Origin of the sequence: Bradyrhizobium sp. 1200_D9_N1_1 (genome assembly GCF_052075915.1) — a bacterium.
Taxonomy (GTDB): domain Bacteria; phylum Pseudomonadota; class Alphaproteobacteria; order Rhizobiales; family Xanthobacteraceae; genus Bradyrhizobium; species Bradyrhizobium diazoefficiens.
Genome location: NZ_CP197226.1, coordinates 6,030,883 through 6,045,837, shown reverse-complemented (window position 1 = coordinate 6,045,837; position 14,955 = coordinate 6,030,883). Strand labels below are relative to the sequence as shown.

Genomic DNA, 14,955 nt, shown 5'->3' with positions numbered 1-14,955 from the left:
GGATGCGTGCCATCATGCGGAAATTGCCTCAAATTCCATAGCATTAGGCGATCAGCGCGATGGATAGGTTCAAATCGCCGCGGCATTCGCTGTGGCACTCCGGCGGGCTCTCAATCGTTCGCCGAGCTGAAAGCGGGCATCGCGGCGATATTCTTCCGTGGAGGCCCAGTTCGGCGAGACCCAGGTGGTCCATCCAAGTCGCCCACTCTGTCCAAGCCTGACCGGGACGACCTCTCCCGCCGGAATGGCGAGCTCGACCTCCCATTCCAATTCGTCGCCGATATAGAAGAAAACGGCGTCGGCCAGCGGCGCCGACAGGTTGGGTGTTTCGGTCGGCAGGAATTGTTCGTACTGAGCAAAAGTTCTGACAAAGACCCGAACTCTGATCTTGTCCTCGACGCTGAACACACGCGAGCCGAGAAGGGCGTCCTGGCCGAGCCTCGCATGCGTTCCGCCGAGCCGGCTGCAGTGACTTGGGTCGAATGAGAGCCAGGTGCCGACGAATTCGTCGATCTCGACTTTGACGTCGAACAGTCCTTGCAGGAACCGCGTCAATCGTGATGCACACTTCGCCCTGGGCGCGACCAGTCCAGCGAAGCTGAGCTTCGCCATGTCCGGAACCGCATCGCGATCGGCGAAAACATCGGAGCCCAAGCCGGCGAAGGAGCCGACATAGGCAATGAAGCGATCGTCCGCCGGGCGGTCATGCTGCGCGATCGGGCGCGCGTCGGCCCAGGCACGAAAGAAGAGTTGCAGGAAGCGTCCGTTGAGGAGGTCGAGAAAGCGGGGGAAGGCGTCATCCCGCATCAGCCACCAGCTGAGGCTTTCATCGGTGGTGGCAAGGGGCAGGGCGCCCTGCGGGCCCAGGAGGCCGAGAAATTTGACGAGTATCCTCAGCCGGGCACCCTGGTCGTCCACCGCCGCGAGGTTCGAGGCGGGGAACTCCAGATAAGGCACCTGGCCGAGGTCGATATATTCGTCGCGACGCGCGGCACTGTCGCCGATCCGCGGTCGATCCGGGTTGGCGCGCTCGAACTGGCGTAACGTATGGAAGAAATCGAAGCGCCAGGGCTCGGCCTTCATCTGGTCGATCAGCGTCATAGCGGTCTCCGCGTGCCCATGCGCGGTGGCCACCGCATGATCTCGCCGCGCTCCGGCGTCGAGATGACCGTCTGAGTGAAGGTGTTGAAGCCCGAATAGTCGGCGAAGAAGCGCTCCAGTATTGCTCCGAGCAAAAACACGCCGCTGCCCTCAAATGCCTTCTCGTCGAGCGTAACGGTAATCTCCAGGCCCCGTGCTGCGCCGCTACCCGTGCGCTCGCGCACGCGCCGCACGACAGGTCGGCTTTCTATGCTGCGCACGCCGCGGATCTTGCGCTCCGTGGCGTCGTCGAACTGATCGGCGAACAAGGCCAGCATCTCGCGCAGCGCTCCGGCGTTCTTGCCGCCACCGCGTTCGACGAGGCCAAGATAGTTGAGGCTGAGCATGTTGATCAGCCGCCAGCTGACAATCCCACTGTTGGCGATTTCGCTGCGGCTGCGCAGTTGGGCAACCACCGGCTCACGCGGTGGCGTGGGACCAGCGACACACATCAGATCAAGGGAGGTATCGTCCAGCAGCCGAAAGTCGGCGCCGCCCTGGCCGACCGGCAAGTGCTCGGTGAGATGGCGATTGGAGCACAGAGCCCGGACGCTCAGTTCGGCGACGGAGCCTCCGCCACTCAATTCGCCGGGCTCAAGCAGCGACAGGAACATGTCCGTCCCGGTGTAGTCTGAGGAAGTACCGTATGTCTTCTCCTCTACTGTGCGGCGCCGGGGTAAGCGGCGGACGGTGAAATAGAGCCCGTCGACCGATCCGCTGGTCCGGTCGACGGCGGCCGAATAGAGCGGGCGCACGGGCCGTTTATCCTTCTCTGCCGGCAGGTGCGCGTAGACCTCGAGCACCTGGTGCGGTTCGTATTCCAGATAGCGGCTGCGATCTGGCACCACATGGTACTCGTAAGTATTCGACTTGACAGGAATGCGATCGCTCGTTTTCTCGAACAGATTGATCGCCGGTGCAGTATAGAGCCTGAAGGTCTCGGGGCGCACCGAGGCAGCCAGCCGCGAATTGTGTTCATCGAAAGCGAAGACAATATCGATCGATTTGCTGCGCAGTCGCGACATCACGCTGCGTAGTCCCGTCAGGTTTATGCCGAGGAACTTGCGTGGAAACATGAAATATTCTCGCAGCAGCTCCGAACCGCGAAAGATCCGATTGTCGTTAGGGAACAGCGACTCGTTTTCGTCGAAGCCAATTTGCTGCACGCAATCATGGGGCGCACGAGTCACCACCGGATCGCCGAAGTCGTCGAGATGCCGGAAGTAGACTCCTTTGCAATTCGAGATCAATTGCTCGTAGAGCGCGATGGCGTCGGATTCCGCGCCTGAGAGGTAGATCGGAAGTTCGCTCACGCGGCAGCCTGCGAACCAGGTTTCCGGCTTGGCTCGGGCCTCTGCGTCCGGTAGTTCCTCGTCGAGCCGGGCTGCGGTACGATGGGTCAGCGACAGCTTCAGCCCCGCGATGACGTCGCCTCCGACCGGGATCCCGAGCGCCTGCAGAGTGCCCGCTGTGGAGAAATACTCTGCGCTGGTGACGTCGAACGGCCAGAGCACGATGTCGCGGCAAAGTCGAAACCGGCAGGAAAGACTTCGTTCTCTCTCGCGGTAGGTCGCGTCGAAATAGGCGCCGCGTACAATCTTCTTGCCGTCGCGCAGCGCTGGGTCGGCGTAGGGTGGCCGTGCCGCGACGAGCATCGCCGACGGTGTGGGCGCAAGATAGTTCGGTACCAGCTGCTCAAGCAGGTTTGCAGTGAATTCCGGGAATTCGTGCTTGAGCTTGAGCTGAACGCGGGCGGCAAGAAACGCGGCGCCTTCCAATAGTCCCGTGATCATCGGGTCCGAGCGGTCCCGGATGAGGCCGCCGAGGCGCTCTGCGATGCCAGGATATTCTTCGGCGAAATCTCCTGCCTGCTCGTACAGCAATGACAGTTCACGATTGTAGAAATCGAGGAATTCGCGATTCATGCTAAAGTCGATTGATTTGGATGTCGCCGCTGTCGAGGTCGACGTCGGCGACAAATTCCACGGGGACGTTGAGCGGCTCAGCCTTGAGGTCGGCGTGAACGATGAAGCGCAGCTTCAGCTGCTCGGGACCGACCGAGCCGTCGCGACGGACCCGGATCGTCTTGCGATCGAGTCTTGGCTCGTACGTCGTCAGAGTCTCGCGCAGGGCGCCGGTGAGTTCGTCGTCCGTGACCTCGTCGATCGAACGGTGGGCGATATCGGGGAAGCCGTAGTTCAGGATCGAGGTTCGAACGCTATCCCGCCCGCTCAGATCCAAGGTCGATTCCAGAGCAATGGTATTGAGGAGCGTTTCAAGGTCATGGGAGACCTCCCGCCGCAACAACGTTTCCGAGATCGGAAAGCGGCCTGCGCTGCGCCGCCCGGCAATGATCCGCTCACCGAACTCATCGCGCAGATTGAGCTTCTTGCGCGCATCGCGTGCTTCATGAGCGGAGCGAAAGGCCAGCATTAATGGGGGAGAGAGCCGATCCCTCTTTGGAGCAATGGTCATTGACTGTCCCCAAGATCTCCGGCTCGCTATGCTGTTTCGCGGAGCAATAGCTGGTCTCCGGGATGATGTCGCCTCAGCAGGCGGTCGGGCCCGCAACCGGTCAAGTCGAGACTTGCGACCGCAATCGCGTCGCCTGGCGCCGGTTCGCGCTTATCGCAACCGGCGCCAGGTAGGGCCGACAATCAGGCCCATTCCTTGTTGGCGGGAACGTCCCAGCCAAACACCGGCGCAGCTCCAGCGCCGCCTTTTTCTGTCTGGGTCTTGTAGGTCATCTTGACCTTCGCGAAGTTCAGACTCACGTTTTCGGTGAGGCGATCTTCACCGTGCGATCCGCCCGTCGATACGCTGGTGACTAGAATGTGCTTCATCTCGATCTTGAGATACTCCAGCGGATTTTCGCCCGCCTTGCGGACCGTGAGGATCGCCGTGTCAATGTGCTTGCCGTTCGCGCAGACCTTGAAAAGCTCCGGCGTGGCCTTGTCGACGAAGTGCGTAAAGTGGAGATCCTGGACGCTGACCTTGCCGGCGCCGCCGCCCGAACCGCTGTGGAAAGTGCCTGACTGGCTTTCGCCGAAAGACCAGCTCAAAATATCGATTTCGTCCTTGTGCTTGTCGTCCAGCGACTCGCCCTTGATCGGATCGAGTTTCAAGAAGATGTCGACAGCCATAGCGTAGTCCTCTCAAATTTCTGCGTGGTTACGGTTGCGATGTTGCGGCATCAGGAAGCGGGGCCGGGTAGGCGTGAAACCAGGCTGAGGCCGACGTCCATCGCCTCCAACTGAAAGTGTGGACGAAGAAAGAAGCGCGCGTTGTAATATCCCGGATTCTCCTCGTTTGCGATGACTTCAACCTTCGCAGCGGCCAGTGGCTTGCGCGCTTTCTGAGCTTCTGACGAGAGGGCTGGGTTGGCATCAACGTATTCGTTGATCCAGGTTTGCAGCCAGATCGTCAGCTCATCCTTCTCCTTCATGGATCCGATCTTGTCGCGAACCATGCACTTCAGATAGTGGGCAAAGCGGGACACTGCGAACATGTAAGGTAGTCGTGACGACAAGTTGTCGGACGCGGTGGCATCCACGCCCTTTTCGCCGAAGTACTTCTTCGGCTTGTAGAGTGACTGGGCGCCGATGAAGGCGGCCTTGTCGGTGTTCTTGCGATGGATCAGCGGGATGAGGCCCGCCTTTGCAAGTTCGTGCTCGCGGCGATCACTGATGGCGATCTCGGTCGGGCATTTCAGGTCGACGCCGCCGTCATCGGTCGGGAATGTGTGCGTCGGCAGGTTGATGACTTCGCCACCGGACTGCACGCCGCGGATCCGCGTGCACCAGCCAAATTCCTTGAAGGCGCGGTTGATGTTGACCGCCATTGCGTAGGCGGCGTTGATCCAGCCGTATTTATCGCCGGTGTGTCCGTCCGTCTCCTCTTCGAAGGCGAACTCTTCCACGGGCTCCGATTTCGCGCCGTAGGGGAGGCGGCCGAGCGCGCGGGGCATGCACAGGCCGAGATAGCGCGAGTCGTCCTGATCGCGCAGCCCCTTCCATGCGGCATACTCCGGCGTGTCGAACACCTTACCGATGTCGCGAGGGTTGGACAGCTCGGTCCAAGAGTCCATTCCCATCAGCGTCGGCTCGGCGCCGCTGAAGAAGGGAGCGTGCGCGGCGCCGGCGATCTTGCTGAGATCGCGGAGCAACTGTACGTCGGTTGGGAGGTGGCTGAAATAGTAGTCGCCGATCAGGCAGCCAAACGGTTCGCCGCCCAGCTGGCCGAATTCATACTCGTAGATCTGCTTGAACAGGGGACTCTGGTCCCAGCGCGCATCGGGGTAAAGCCGCAGATTCCGATACAACTCGTTCTTGGAGACGTTCATCACCCGGATCTTGAGGTTGGCGTCGGTCTCGGAATTGAAGACGAGGTAGTGGAGGCCGCGCCAAGCACTTTCGATTGACTGGAACTCAGGTGTGTGAAGAATTTCGTTCATTTGCGCGGTCAGCTTCTGGTCGATCCGCGCGATCATCTCCTCGATGGTGTCGAGGACGTCCGACTTGATGACGCTCGTGTCCTTCAACGCCTCTTGAACGAGCGTGGATACCGCGTTTTCGACTTCGGTCGCTGCGCGTTCTGTGCGGGGTTTGAAGCTTTGCTTCAACAGAGTGGCAAACTCGTCAGCTTCGACGGTCTTGACCTGGGTGGTGCTCTCTTTGTGAACAGCTTCTTTTGCCATGGTCCCCATTCCTTCCTTAGCTCTCGGTGCCAGGTTCGGTCGACTGGCTTGTCGCGCGTTCCCGAAGCGCCGCCATCAGTTGAGGATCGGCGAGAAGTTTTTTGAGCTGGTCCTCGGCGGCCACCTTGCCATCCATGTAGCGCAGCAGGTTGGCGAGTTGTTCGCGCGCCTCGAGCAGCTTGGCAGCAGCCGGCACCTGGCGGGCGACGGCCACCGGCGTGAAGTCTGCCATCTTGTTGAAGCGCAGGTTGACCGAGATCTTTTCGTCGGATCCATCGCTGAGGCGATTGGCGACACGCGCCGTCACGCCGGGCTGGATTGCCGCCATGCGGTTGTCGAAATTGTCCATGTCGAACTCGAGGAACTTGCGCTCCTCGACCTTCGTCTTCTCGACGCCAGGGTTATTGCCGGAGAGGTCGGAGAGGACGCCCATGACGAACGGCAGTTCGATCAGCCGCTCGGCGTCGTAAGGATCTTCGTATGTGATGTGCACGCGTGGTGCGCGGTTTCGCCGAATGAATTTTTGACCGCTGTCTGTAGCCATGGTTCCCTCACTACGAAATCGCATTAGACATCGAAAAAGACATCGAATTTGCGCGACGCAGATTGGCTAGGGCGCTTCAAGTTGCTGCGGTCGGCAAACATCCTTGTGTCCAATTAGTGCCCTCGAGCGAAAGCTGGGTTCAATGCGATCTGTCGATTGTTTTAAGGGCTCCCTCAGGAAGAACATCATTCAAAAGGCTGAGAAAATCTCGTTGCGCGAGGTCGCGCGCGCGATCGACCAAAAAGGGGATGGGGCTGGACGGCTCCGCGGTTCGGAAAAACGACGCCACCTTCGTCAGCAGGCCTAAGGCCTGCGCCCTGTTTTCTATTGAAAATACAATATCTTGAGCGCTGCTCTCTGCCGTCGATGAGAGCGAGGTAGCGAGTTCCGCCATCCGTTCGATCGGCAGGTCGAAGACCTTGTCGCGCCCGATGTTGATCGCAGCGCTCTCCACGTGCGCAGGCACCAGCATCCGCATAACTTCAATGAATGACTTGCCCACCATCTCCTGCGCTTGACGCACCAGCAACAGTGCCGGGTTGGATGGTTCCATTCGGGCAAAATAGTCGGCCGCCGCTGCAAGCGCTGCAGATGCCTGTGCGGATGAAGTCACCACCCCGCTCGTGTCTGACGGCGCCTGTGTATCGACAGGACCGACATCTTCCGCGGTTGCAGCGATCGCGGCCGGATCGCGCAACGCGACAAGACCCGCAAGCCAGGCAGCCATGCCGTTAACCAGGCCGGAGAGCCTGTCGAGGCTGATCGGTTGCCCCGCGTTCAACTTCTCGTGCCAGGTTTGTTTGATACCCGCGATTTCAGCCGCGACCGCGGAGCACCGCGCGCTGGTTGCCTTGAGAGTGTCGAGATCCGTCTCGCTGACGATGCGCTCGATGGCCGCCAGATCAGGTCCGTCGGCGTCGGCGTCGCCGGCGGGAATTTCGCCCATGGCGACCTGATAAGCACGGTAGTTGAGGTTGCCGTGTCTGCGGTTCTCGATCAGGGGAAGGAACTGGAGCGGGTTGATCACGGTCGGGAACACGTCGATTGCCTCGACCGTGACGGCGCGAAGGGCGTAGTCGCCGTCCTCGCCCTTCGGATGCACCGCTTCCCACTGCTCGCGCAGCAGGAAGTTGGTCGCCTTCAGGCAGCAGAGAAAGCCGTCGAGATCGCGGTTGAGGATTGAAAACTTGGCCAGCAGCAGGTTTAGGCGCAGATCGCGGGTACGCTCCAGGAGGGGCTGCGCGGCGGCGAATTGGCCGGCAAAATCGACTGCCTTTGGATCGAAGCGTCCACGCTCTCCGTTGGCATTGACGACCTCGAAGAACGACATCGGCAGCAGCGATTCCGCACCTGCGAAGAAGTTCAGATACTGGATGTCTCCGATGGCGTCGAGATCCGGCCCGCAGGGATCGTCAGCGGCAACGGGGTGCGTCAGGGAGGCGACATCAAGCATACAACGATCGTCCATCTGCTCGGTCACGGCCCCGCTGCCGAGCCCGTGGCGACTGCCGGATCGCGGGGGGATCCATGATCCGAGTCTATATCCATGGGTCAGATGCCTGCTGGTGTTGGTTCATTCCCGAAGATCATGCCATTTTCGCGTGAACCGGCAAGCTCTTGGAGCCGACTACTTGATGACCGGGGCGGTTCCTTGGACCGCTGTTGTGAAACGTCCGGACCAGCCCTGGGGCGGACCTGCCGGCACTGCCGGGGGCGGGCAGGATTTCCGTGGTTCTTGCATAGCGTCTGATCAGCTCTTCGCAGCGGGTCATTCGATCGAAGGAGGGAGTTTAAGCCCACATGGGCCAGCTTACTCAGGATACCCGCCTCTGCGAACTCAAGACGCCTCTTGGCAAGGACGTTCTGGTTTTTGCCGGGTTCGAAGGCTCGGAAGGTCTCAGCGAACTGTTCGAGTATCGCATCGAGTGTCTCAGTGAGGATGCCGACCTCGACTTCGATCGTGCCATCGGTCAGCAGTGTACGCTGACCATAAAGCTGCATGAAAAGGAGCGCGAGTTCAGTGGCATTCTGACGGAGGCCCAATGGCTCGGGGTGAAGAACGACTATTTCAGCTACCGGATCGTTCTGAGGCCCTGGTTATGGCTGTTGTCGCGGACAACTGATTGCCGGATCTTTCAGGACAAGAAGGCGCCCGACATCATCAAGGAAGTATTCAACGAACGTGGCTTCACCGACTATGAATCCAAACTGACCGAAGAGGGTTCCTGTCCGAAGCTCGAATATTGCGTTCAGTACCGCGAGACCGACATGAATTTCGTGTGCCGGCTGATGGAGCAGCACGGCATCTCCTACTTCTTCAAGCATGAGGGCGGCAAACACACGCTGGTGTTGGCGGACTCCAAATCGTCGCACAGCCCGATCAAAGGTCTTGCTACGATTCCCTACATCCCGCTGACGGGTGCCGATCGTCGAGGCGAGCAGCACATCTATGAATGGGTGTCGGAGCGCCGGTTTCGCACCGGCAAGATCGAACTCAACGACTACAACTACCAGAAGCCAAACGCTCAGTTGATCAGCGATGCCAAGGGCTCCGAGCATTACACTCGGTCGGAGATGGAGTATTACGACTATCCCGGGAAGTTCAAGGAAAAGTCCGACGGCGAGCGCTACGCGAAGATCCAGCTCCAGGCGGAGCAGGCGATGGACCGGCGGCGTCGCGGCAATGGTGACGCGGTCAACCTGTTCCCCGGTGGGCTGACGAAGCTCGAAAAGCACTCCAAGGACTCGCAGAACGTGGAATATCTCGTGGTGCGAGCCACGCACTCGTTCTCGCTCGAATCTTACCGCACTGGCGGTCCCGGCGACGCCGGGCAACATGTCTATTTCGGTAGCTATGAGTTTCTGCCAAGCGATCGGCCGTTTCGAGCGCTGATGATGACGCCGAAGCCAAGGATTAACGGCATCCAAACGGCCAAGGTGGTGACCAAAGACGATAATTCGAACGAGGAAATCGACGTTGAATCGCTGGGCGAAATCTATGTCCGCTTTTTCTGGGATCGGAAGAAGAAGCGGTCGTGCCGGTTGCGCGTGGCTCAGGTTTGGTCTGGCAAGCGCTGGGGCGGCCAGATCATCCCGCGCGTCGGACAGGAAGTGGTTGTCGAATTCCTGGAGGGGGATCCGGACCGGCCCCTGGTGATCGGCACCGTGTACAACGACGAATACAAGCTGCCCTATGATTTGCCGTCGAAGAAGACGGTTGCAGGATTGAAGTCCGACTCCACCAAAGGTGGTGGCGGCTTCAACGAGTGGAACTTCGAGGACAAGAAGGGATCCGAGAAGATCACGGTGCATGCTGAGAAGGACCACGACGTGACGGTCCGCGACACCGAGACACGGACCATCGGCGAAGCTGCATTCGGCGGCGACACCCGCAAAACCACGCTCAAGAAAGGCAATGATAAGCTCGATATCGAATTGGGCGGTCAGCACATCACGCTGGCCATGGACCAGTCTGTCAAAGCGGGCATCAGCATCACGCTCACGGCCAATGCCAATATCACCCTACAGGTTGGTCCCAGCCAGATTATCCTGAGCCCGGCGGGCATCGTCATCAACGCGCCGACGATCGCCATGACAGCGCAGGCCGGCATGGCGCTTGCCGCCGGCGGTCCGCTGGTCGCGCACGGCACTCCAACTCTTGTCGGCTGACGGTCATGGGGCAGGTTCGGTTCGGCACGGTACGGGATCTGTTTCAAGCCTATCCCTTGGCGCGTTATGATGTCGGCAAAGCCGATGCCGACAAGCCTTCGCTGGATTTCCTTCAGGAGGCCGCCGATGCCCGCAACTGGTACCAGGCCGTATCTTACTGCGCCTATCTGCTTCCCAGGCGCGTGGCGATCGCCTGGGGATGCCGCTCTCTGCGACGGATGTTCGACCATTTCGACGCCTACGACAGCAGGTCGCTGAATGTTGTGGAGACCTGGGTCCGGCAACCGGACGAGCAGTCCCGGAACAAGGCGCTGGCCGTCGGCAATGCCAACGATCCTGAGCAGCCAGCGACATGGCTGGCGCTGGCGGCCGGCTGGTCCGGCGGAAGCGTGGTTCCCCCGGAATTTGCGCCCGTGGAAGCCAAGCCAGATCAGGCCGCACGGGCGGTGCGTGCAGCGCTGCTGATTGGCCTCTGCCGGCTCCCCCGTGACTCCCGGGACCAGATAATGACGTCATGCCTGGAGGATGGTATTCAATTGGCACGCGGCGAACCGCGCCCTCCGCGCTAACGAGACGATGTGATGGTGCTTCGCTTTAATATCGAGAACGAACCGAACCTTCCGGACGGCGGACCTGTGTCGTTTACGGTCACCGGCAGGCGCTCGGTCGATATTGGCCGGGATCGTCACCTCGACTGGACGCTGCCGGATCCGGCGCGGACGATTTCCGGAAAGCACTGCGAAGTGCACTTTCGCGACGGCGGCTATTGGCTGCACGACGTCTCAACCAACGGCACCTTTCTCAATGGTGCCGACCAGCGCATGCGGGGGCCGCACCGCTTGCGCGACGGCGACCGACTGACGATTGGTCACTACATCATCGGAGTTTCGCTGGAGGATGAGGCTGGCGGGCGCAGCCCAAACCATGAGGCGCAACTGCACGACCCCTCGGTCCAGCAGCATGCCGATTACGGAGAGCTTTGGACGGCCGATCGTGACGTTCCGCCGCCGATCGATCCGCACCTGTTGAAGAAGCCACGCGAGGCTGCGCGGCCCGTTAATCCGGGGTTCCTGGATTGGGCGGCGAGCGTCCCGGCGCCGGGTGTAGACCCATTTCGACCGTCATCGCCGACGTCTCCGTACCAACCGTCCGTGCAGGACGACGACATGAACTGGGCAGCGGGTCCGGTCACCGCGCCGAAACCGCAAGTCGAGCGCCCCCCAGTCAAGCCGACCCCACGCCGGCCGTCGGTGTGGATCGATGATGAACCAGCCGGTGCACAGCCGCCGGCATCGCTATCACACCAAGAGGTTGCGACGCCGCGCAAAACGCAAGCAGCGGGCGAGGGGCCTGTCACGGCCAAGCCAGTCGGCGGTACCGAGTTCGCGCGACTGGTGGCGCGCGCTGCTGGATTGCCGGACAATTTTTTTGCCAACAAGTCCGACGCCGAACTCGCCGAACAGCTTGGCATCATCTTGCGTATGACCGTGGATAATCTCATGGCGCTGCTGCAAGCGCGAACCCAAGCCAAACAGCTGACCCGCAGCACCAGCCAGACCACCGTCCAAGCCCTCGAAAATAATCCGCTGAAATTCTCGCCGACCGCGGAAGAGGCGATGCGCATTCTCTTTGGGCCGCCGACGCGTAGCTACCTCGACGCACAGCGCGCCTTTGCACAGGGCTTCAGTGATCTCAAATCACATCAGTTGAAGACCTACATGGCGATGCAGCACGCTGTCCATGAGCTGATTGCGGACATAGATCCGACGCTGATGGCGCGCGAGCTCGAGCTTCAGCGTGGCGCAAGCTCCTGGCTCGGCACGAACAAGGGCAAACTCTGGGACGAGTTCTTGACGCGCTGGAAGGCGCATCTTGGCCGCGATAACAGCGCGCCGATCGAAATCTTTATGTTGCACTTCTCGGACTATTACGACCGCGGCGACAAGCCCGGTTCAAAGTAAGCTGTCGGCGACCATGCGGTCGCCGACATTTTCTAAGTGGATGTAGGAATGTCTTGGTACAGCAAGGTTTTCTGGTCGGAAGGTCTGTTTCTGCGGCCGCATCATCTGCAGCAGAACGACCGCTACATCGAACACTTGCTGGAAAAGCGCGTTCGCTACACGACACCATACCCCTGGGGCTTTGCCCAGCTGGAGATCGATAAGGATCTTACCGAACAAAGCAAGTTCGCGGTGCGCAATGCGTCCGGCGTTATGCCGGACGGTACGCCGTTCGATATCCCTGCGGACAGCCCAATTCCCGAAGCGATCGATGTGCCGGAGACGGCCGCAGGCCAGATCGTCTGGCTGATGATGCCTGTCGCGGCACCAAACACCCGCGAGGTCGACGAGGACCGCACCGACAGCGCCAGTCGTTATGTTCGTACTTCGGAAACCTTCATTGACTCGACCTCGGCGCTACGCATCGAGGAAGAGATCGACATCGCTTATCCGCGCTTGTCGTTCGAACTGCGCAAGACCAGCAAGCCCGGATACATGGGCCTCGGCATCGCGCGCATTCTGGAAGTGCGCGACAAGAACATCCTGTTCGACGACAAGTTCGTGCCGCCGATGCTGGTCTGCGCCGCGCATCCGATCATCGATGGTTGGCTCAACCGCATCATCGGCTGGGTTGAGACCAAACTCGACGAGCTGGCGCGTTACGCGGTCGATCCGTCATCCGGCGGTGGGTTGCAGAGCGTCGACTATTTGGTCCTGCAAGTGCTGAACCGTACCATTCCCGTGCTGACTCATTTCCAACGCTCCGGCAGCGTGCACCCCGAGCGCCTGTACGAGGAATTGCTGAGGTTCGCGGGTGAACTTGCGACTTTTTCCACGGCGGAACGGCGGGCGCGCAACTATCCGGCGTACGATCATGACGATCTCGAGAACGTCTTCACACCATTGGTGAGCGACATCCAGGACTTCTTGAGCGCGCGGCTGGGCCGGCGGGCGATCCGTCTGGAGATCATCGAGCGCGCGCAGAATGCGTTCGTATCGCCGATCCGCGATCGAGCGCTATTCCGAAATGCGACCCTGGTGCTGGAGGTTGCCGCACGGCGGCCACTCGTGGAGATCCAGAACGATTTCCCGCACCTGTTCAAGGTCGGGCCGAACACCAAGATGAACGAGATCGTGCACGCAAACTTGCCGGGCCTGACCTTGGTGCATTTGCCGACGCCACCGCCGCATATCCGGGCCATCACGGATCACGTCTATTTCTATCTCGACCGCAAGTCGCCGCTGTGGCCCGAGTTCAGCACGGCGGCCTCGATCGGAATGCACTTCTCCGGCGACTGGCCGGAGCTTGAGCTGTACCTTTGGGCTATCCTGGAAGACAGGCCATGAGCGACAGGGACAAGCCGGTCAATCCTTTCGGTCGGGGCGAACGGACGATCATCCGTCCCAACCCCGGCGGGAAGTTGCCGCCGGCGCCGACCTCTCAGCCTCCGCCGGGCGAGGGGCCTGCAGCACGTCCGGCCTATTCGCCGTCACCCGTACCTTCTCCCGGCGCGCCAACGCCACCATCATCCTTTTCGCCCGTTCCACAGGGCTCGAACTACGCCTCCGCGCCGGCCATCCATCCAACCGAGGAATGGATCTCGACACCCGCGCAAGGCCAGGTGCCGCAACCCATGCTGCCGGCAGGGCCGCCGTTGCGCGTCGACGATCTCGTCGCGCCAAATGCCAATCCAGTGATGCGCGCTGCGGGCCCATTGCTGCAACTGCTCGGTCGGTTGCGGGTGGCGCTCATGCGCGCGTCATTCGCGAGCCTGATGGAGCAGGTCGCAGACGCTATCAAATTCTTTGAGAAGGACATCCGTTCAGCGGGCATTTCCGAGCACCAGGCCAACACAGCGAAATATATCCTGTGTGCCACTGCCGACGATATCGTGCAGCACATCCCGACCGAGGAGCGTCACGTCTGGACGCAATACTCGATGCTGAGCCGCTTCTTCGGCGAGCGTGTCGGCGGCGTCCGTTTCTTTGAGATCCTCGACCATTTGAAGATTGATCCACTGGTCAATTATCCGGTCCTCGAACTTCAGCACGCCTGCTTGGCGCTTGGTTTTCAGGGCATTCACCGGACGTCAGGGGCCGGACTTGCGAACCTGCAGCTGATCCAGCGTAACCTCTATGAATTGCTGCGCCGGGTCCGGCCGAAGACGATGACCGACCTGTCGCCCAACTGGCGCGGGCAGGCGCTGGCGGGGCGCCGGCAGCGTTTGCGTGTTCCGGTCTGGCTCGTGGCGGCCGTCGTCGCCGCGCTGCTGACCGGGTCCTATTTCGTCCTGCGGACGCTCCTCGCTGGCCGGGCAGAGAATGCTGCCGAGGTGGCGCTCGCGCTCCATCCGGCCGGCCCGATCGAGCTCAAGCGCCAGGTCGTTGCACCACCGCCGCCACCTCCGCCTCCGCCGCCACCGGATCGCATCACCCAGTTGCAACGCATCCGCAACGCGCTCGCGAAGGAGAACACAGCCTGTGCCATGACCGCGGACCAGACCCCCAGTTTCATCGTGATCAGGGTCTGCGATCTGGCCTTGTTTGCATCGGGCCAGGCGACCATCCTCGACGGTTTCAAGCCGATCGCACTCCGCGTCGCAGCAACCCTCGACAAGGAGCCGGGACGGATCCGGGTCGTCGGCCATACCGACAGTTCGCCGATCCGCACAGTCCGCTTCCCGACAAATTTCGAGTTGTCGGTCGAGCGCGCCAAGGCGGTTGCTGCGGCACTGAAGCCTGGCTTGACCGATGGTTCGCGCGTCGACGTCGAGGGCAAAGGAGCAGATGCGCCAATCGCCAGCAACACGACACCCGAGGGACGCGCCAAGAACCGGCGCGTCGAGATCTTTATCGAACGCAGCGAATAGGCAGATTCCACCGGGTCAGGTGGTTTGCGACAGGTA

General features: G+C 60.8%; 12 protein-coding genes. 5 read left to right on the top strand and 7 right to left on the bottom strand.

Annotated elements, in window-relative coordinates:
- Positions 1–69: 69 nt before the first annotated feature.
- From tssG to AB5K84_RS29165, 7 genes are all read right to left on the bottom strand, one after another.
- Complete coding sequence (tssG, locus tag AB5K84_RS29195; protein ID WP_011086369.1) at positions 70–1,134, bottom strand: type VI secretion system baseplate subunit TssG; 1,065 nt, start codon at positions 1,132–1,134, stop codon at positions 70–72.
- Entirely contained in the window at positions 1,098–3,065 is a 1,968-nt protein-coding gene (gene tssF / locus AB5K84_RS29190; protein ID WP_028170696.1) for a type VI secretion system baseplate subunit TssF, read from the bottom strand. Before tssF ends, tssG begins: the two co-directional genes overlap by 37 nt.
- Before the next feature lies 1 nt (position 3,066).
- Complete coding sequence (gene tssE, locus AB5K84_RS29185; RefSeq protein ID WP_011086372.1) at positions 3,067–3,615, bottom strand: type VI secretion system baseplate subunit TssE; 549 nt, start codon at positions 3,613–3,615, stop codon at positions 3,067–3,069.
- Between the two features lie 182 nt (positions 3,616–3,797).
- On the bottom strand, positions 3,798–4,283 hold the full coding sequence (locus AB5K84_RS29180) for an Hcp family type VI secretion system effector (RefSeq protein WP_011086373.1): 486 nt from the start codon (positions 4,281–4,283) through the stop codon (positions 3,798–3,800).
- A gap of 50 nt (positions 4,284–4,333) precedes the next feature.
- Positions 4,334–5,836, bottom strand: a complete 1,503-nt coding sequence (gene tssC / locus AB5K84_RS29175; RefSeq protein ID WP_038967726.1) for a type VI secretion system contractile sheath large subunit — start codon at positions 5,834–5,836, stop codon at positions 4,334–4,336.
- 16 nt (positions 5,837–5,852) lie between these two features.
- Positions 5,853–6,380: a type VI secretion system contractile sheath small subunit gene (tssB, locus tag AB5K84_RS29170; RefSeq protein WP_063713277.1), complete on the bottom strand. Its 528-nt coding sequence runs from the start codon at positions 6,378–6,380 to the stop codon at positions 5,853–5,855.
- A gap of 139 nt (positions 6,381–6,519) precedes the next feature.
- A complete protein-coding gene (locus AB5K84_RS29165) occupies positions 6,520–7,833 on the bottom strand; it encodes an ImpA family type VI secretion system protein (RefSeq protein WP_038967724.1) in 1,314 nt (437 codons plus the stop codon).
- A 347-nt stretch (positions 7,834–8,180) separates the two neighbouring features.
- Here AB5K84_RS29165 and AB5K84_RS29160 point away from each other — a divergent pair, with 347 nt between their 5' ends.
- The 5 genes from AB5K84_RS29160 to tssL all read left to right on the top strand — a co-directional run bounded on the left by AB5K84_RS29160 (position 8,181) and on the right by tssL (position 14,919).
- Complete coding sequence (locus tag AB5K84_RS29160) at positions 8,181–10,049, top strand: type VI secretion system Vgr family protein (RefSeq protein WP_011086377.1); 1,869 nt, start codon at positions 8,181–8,183, stop codon at positions 10,047–10,049.
- 5 nt (positions 10,050–10,054) lie between these two features.
- Positions 10,055–10,618 carry a DUF6931 family protein gene (locus AB5K84_RS29155; protein WP_011086378.1) on the top strand — a complete coding sequence of 188 codons (564 nt, stop codon included), beginning with the start codon at positions 10,055–10,057 and terminating at the stop codon, positions 10,616–10,618.
- A 12-nt stretch (positions 10,619–10,630) separates the two neighbouring features.
- A complete protein-coding gene (gene tagH / locus AB5K84_RS29150) occupies positions 10,631–12,010 on the top strand; it encodes a type VI secretion system-associated FHA domain protein TagH (protein WP_038967723.1) in 1,380 nt (459 codons plus the stop codon).
- A 48-nt stretch (positions 12,011–12,058) separates the two neighbouring features.
- The gene (gene tssK / locus AB5K84_RS29145) at positions 12,059–13,396 is read left to right on the top strand and encodes a type VI secretion system baseplate subunit TssK (RefSeq protein WP_027548748.1); all 1,338 of its coding nucleotides are present in this window, start codon (positions 12,059–12,061) and stop codon (positions 13,394–13,396) included.
- Between the two features lie 308 nt (positions 13,397–13,704).
- Positions 13,705–14,919 carry a type VI secretion system protein TssL, long form gene (tssL, locus tag AB5K84_RS29140; protein ID WP_257784512.1) on the top strand — a complete coding sequence of 405 codons (1,215 nt, stop codon included), beginning with the start codon at positions 13,705–13,707 and terminating at the stop codon, positions 14,917–14,919.
- The last annotated feature ends 36 nt before the right edge of the window (positions 14,920–14,955 follow it).

Bases quoted from the DNA above. Each gene is read 5' to 3' on its own strand.
- AB5K84_RS29180 (WP_011086373.1), bottom strand. From the start codon at position 4,283: ATGGCTGTCGACATCTTCTTGAAACTCGATCCGATCAAGGGCGAGTCG.
- tssC (WP_038967726.1), bottom strand. From the start codon at position 5,836: ATGGCAAAAGAAGCTGTTCACAAAGAGAGCACCACCCAGGTCAAGACC.
- AB5K84_RS29165 (WP_038967724.1), bottom strand. From the start codon at position 7,833: ATGCTTGATGTCGCCTCCCTGACGCACCCCGTTGCCGCTGACGATCCC.
- AB5K84_RS29160 (WP_011086377.1), top strand. From the start codon at position 8,181: ATGGGCCAGCTTACTCAGGATACCCGCCTCTGCGAACTCAAGACGCCT.
- AB5K84_RS29155 (WP_011086378.1), top strand. From the start codon at position 10,055: ATGGGGCAGGTTCGGTTCGGCACGGTACGGGATCTGTTTCAAGCCTAT.
- tssB (WP_063713277.1), bottom strand. From the start codon at position 6,380: ATGGCTACAGACAGCGGTCAAAAATTCATTCGGCGAAACCGCGCACCA.
- tssE (WP_011086372.1), bottom strand. From the start codon at position 3,615: ATGACCATTGCTCCAAAGAGGGATCGGCTCTCTCCCCCATTAATGCTG.
- tssK (WP_027548748.1), top strand. From the start codon at position 12,059: ATGTCTTGGTACAGCAAGGTTTTCTGGTCGGAAGGTCTGTTTCTGCGG.
- tagH (WP_038967723.1), top strand. From the start codon at position 10,631: ATGGTGCTTCGCTTTAATATCGAGAACGAACCGAACCTTCCGGACGGC.
- tssF (WP_028170696.1), bottom strand. From the start codon at position 3,065: ATGAATCGCGAATTCCTCGATTTCTACAATCGTGAACTGTCATTGCTG.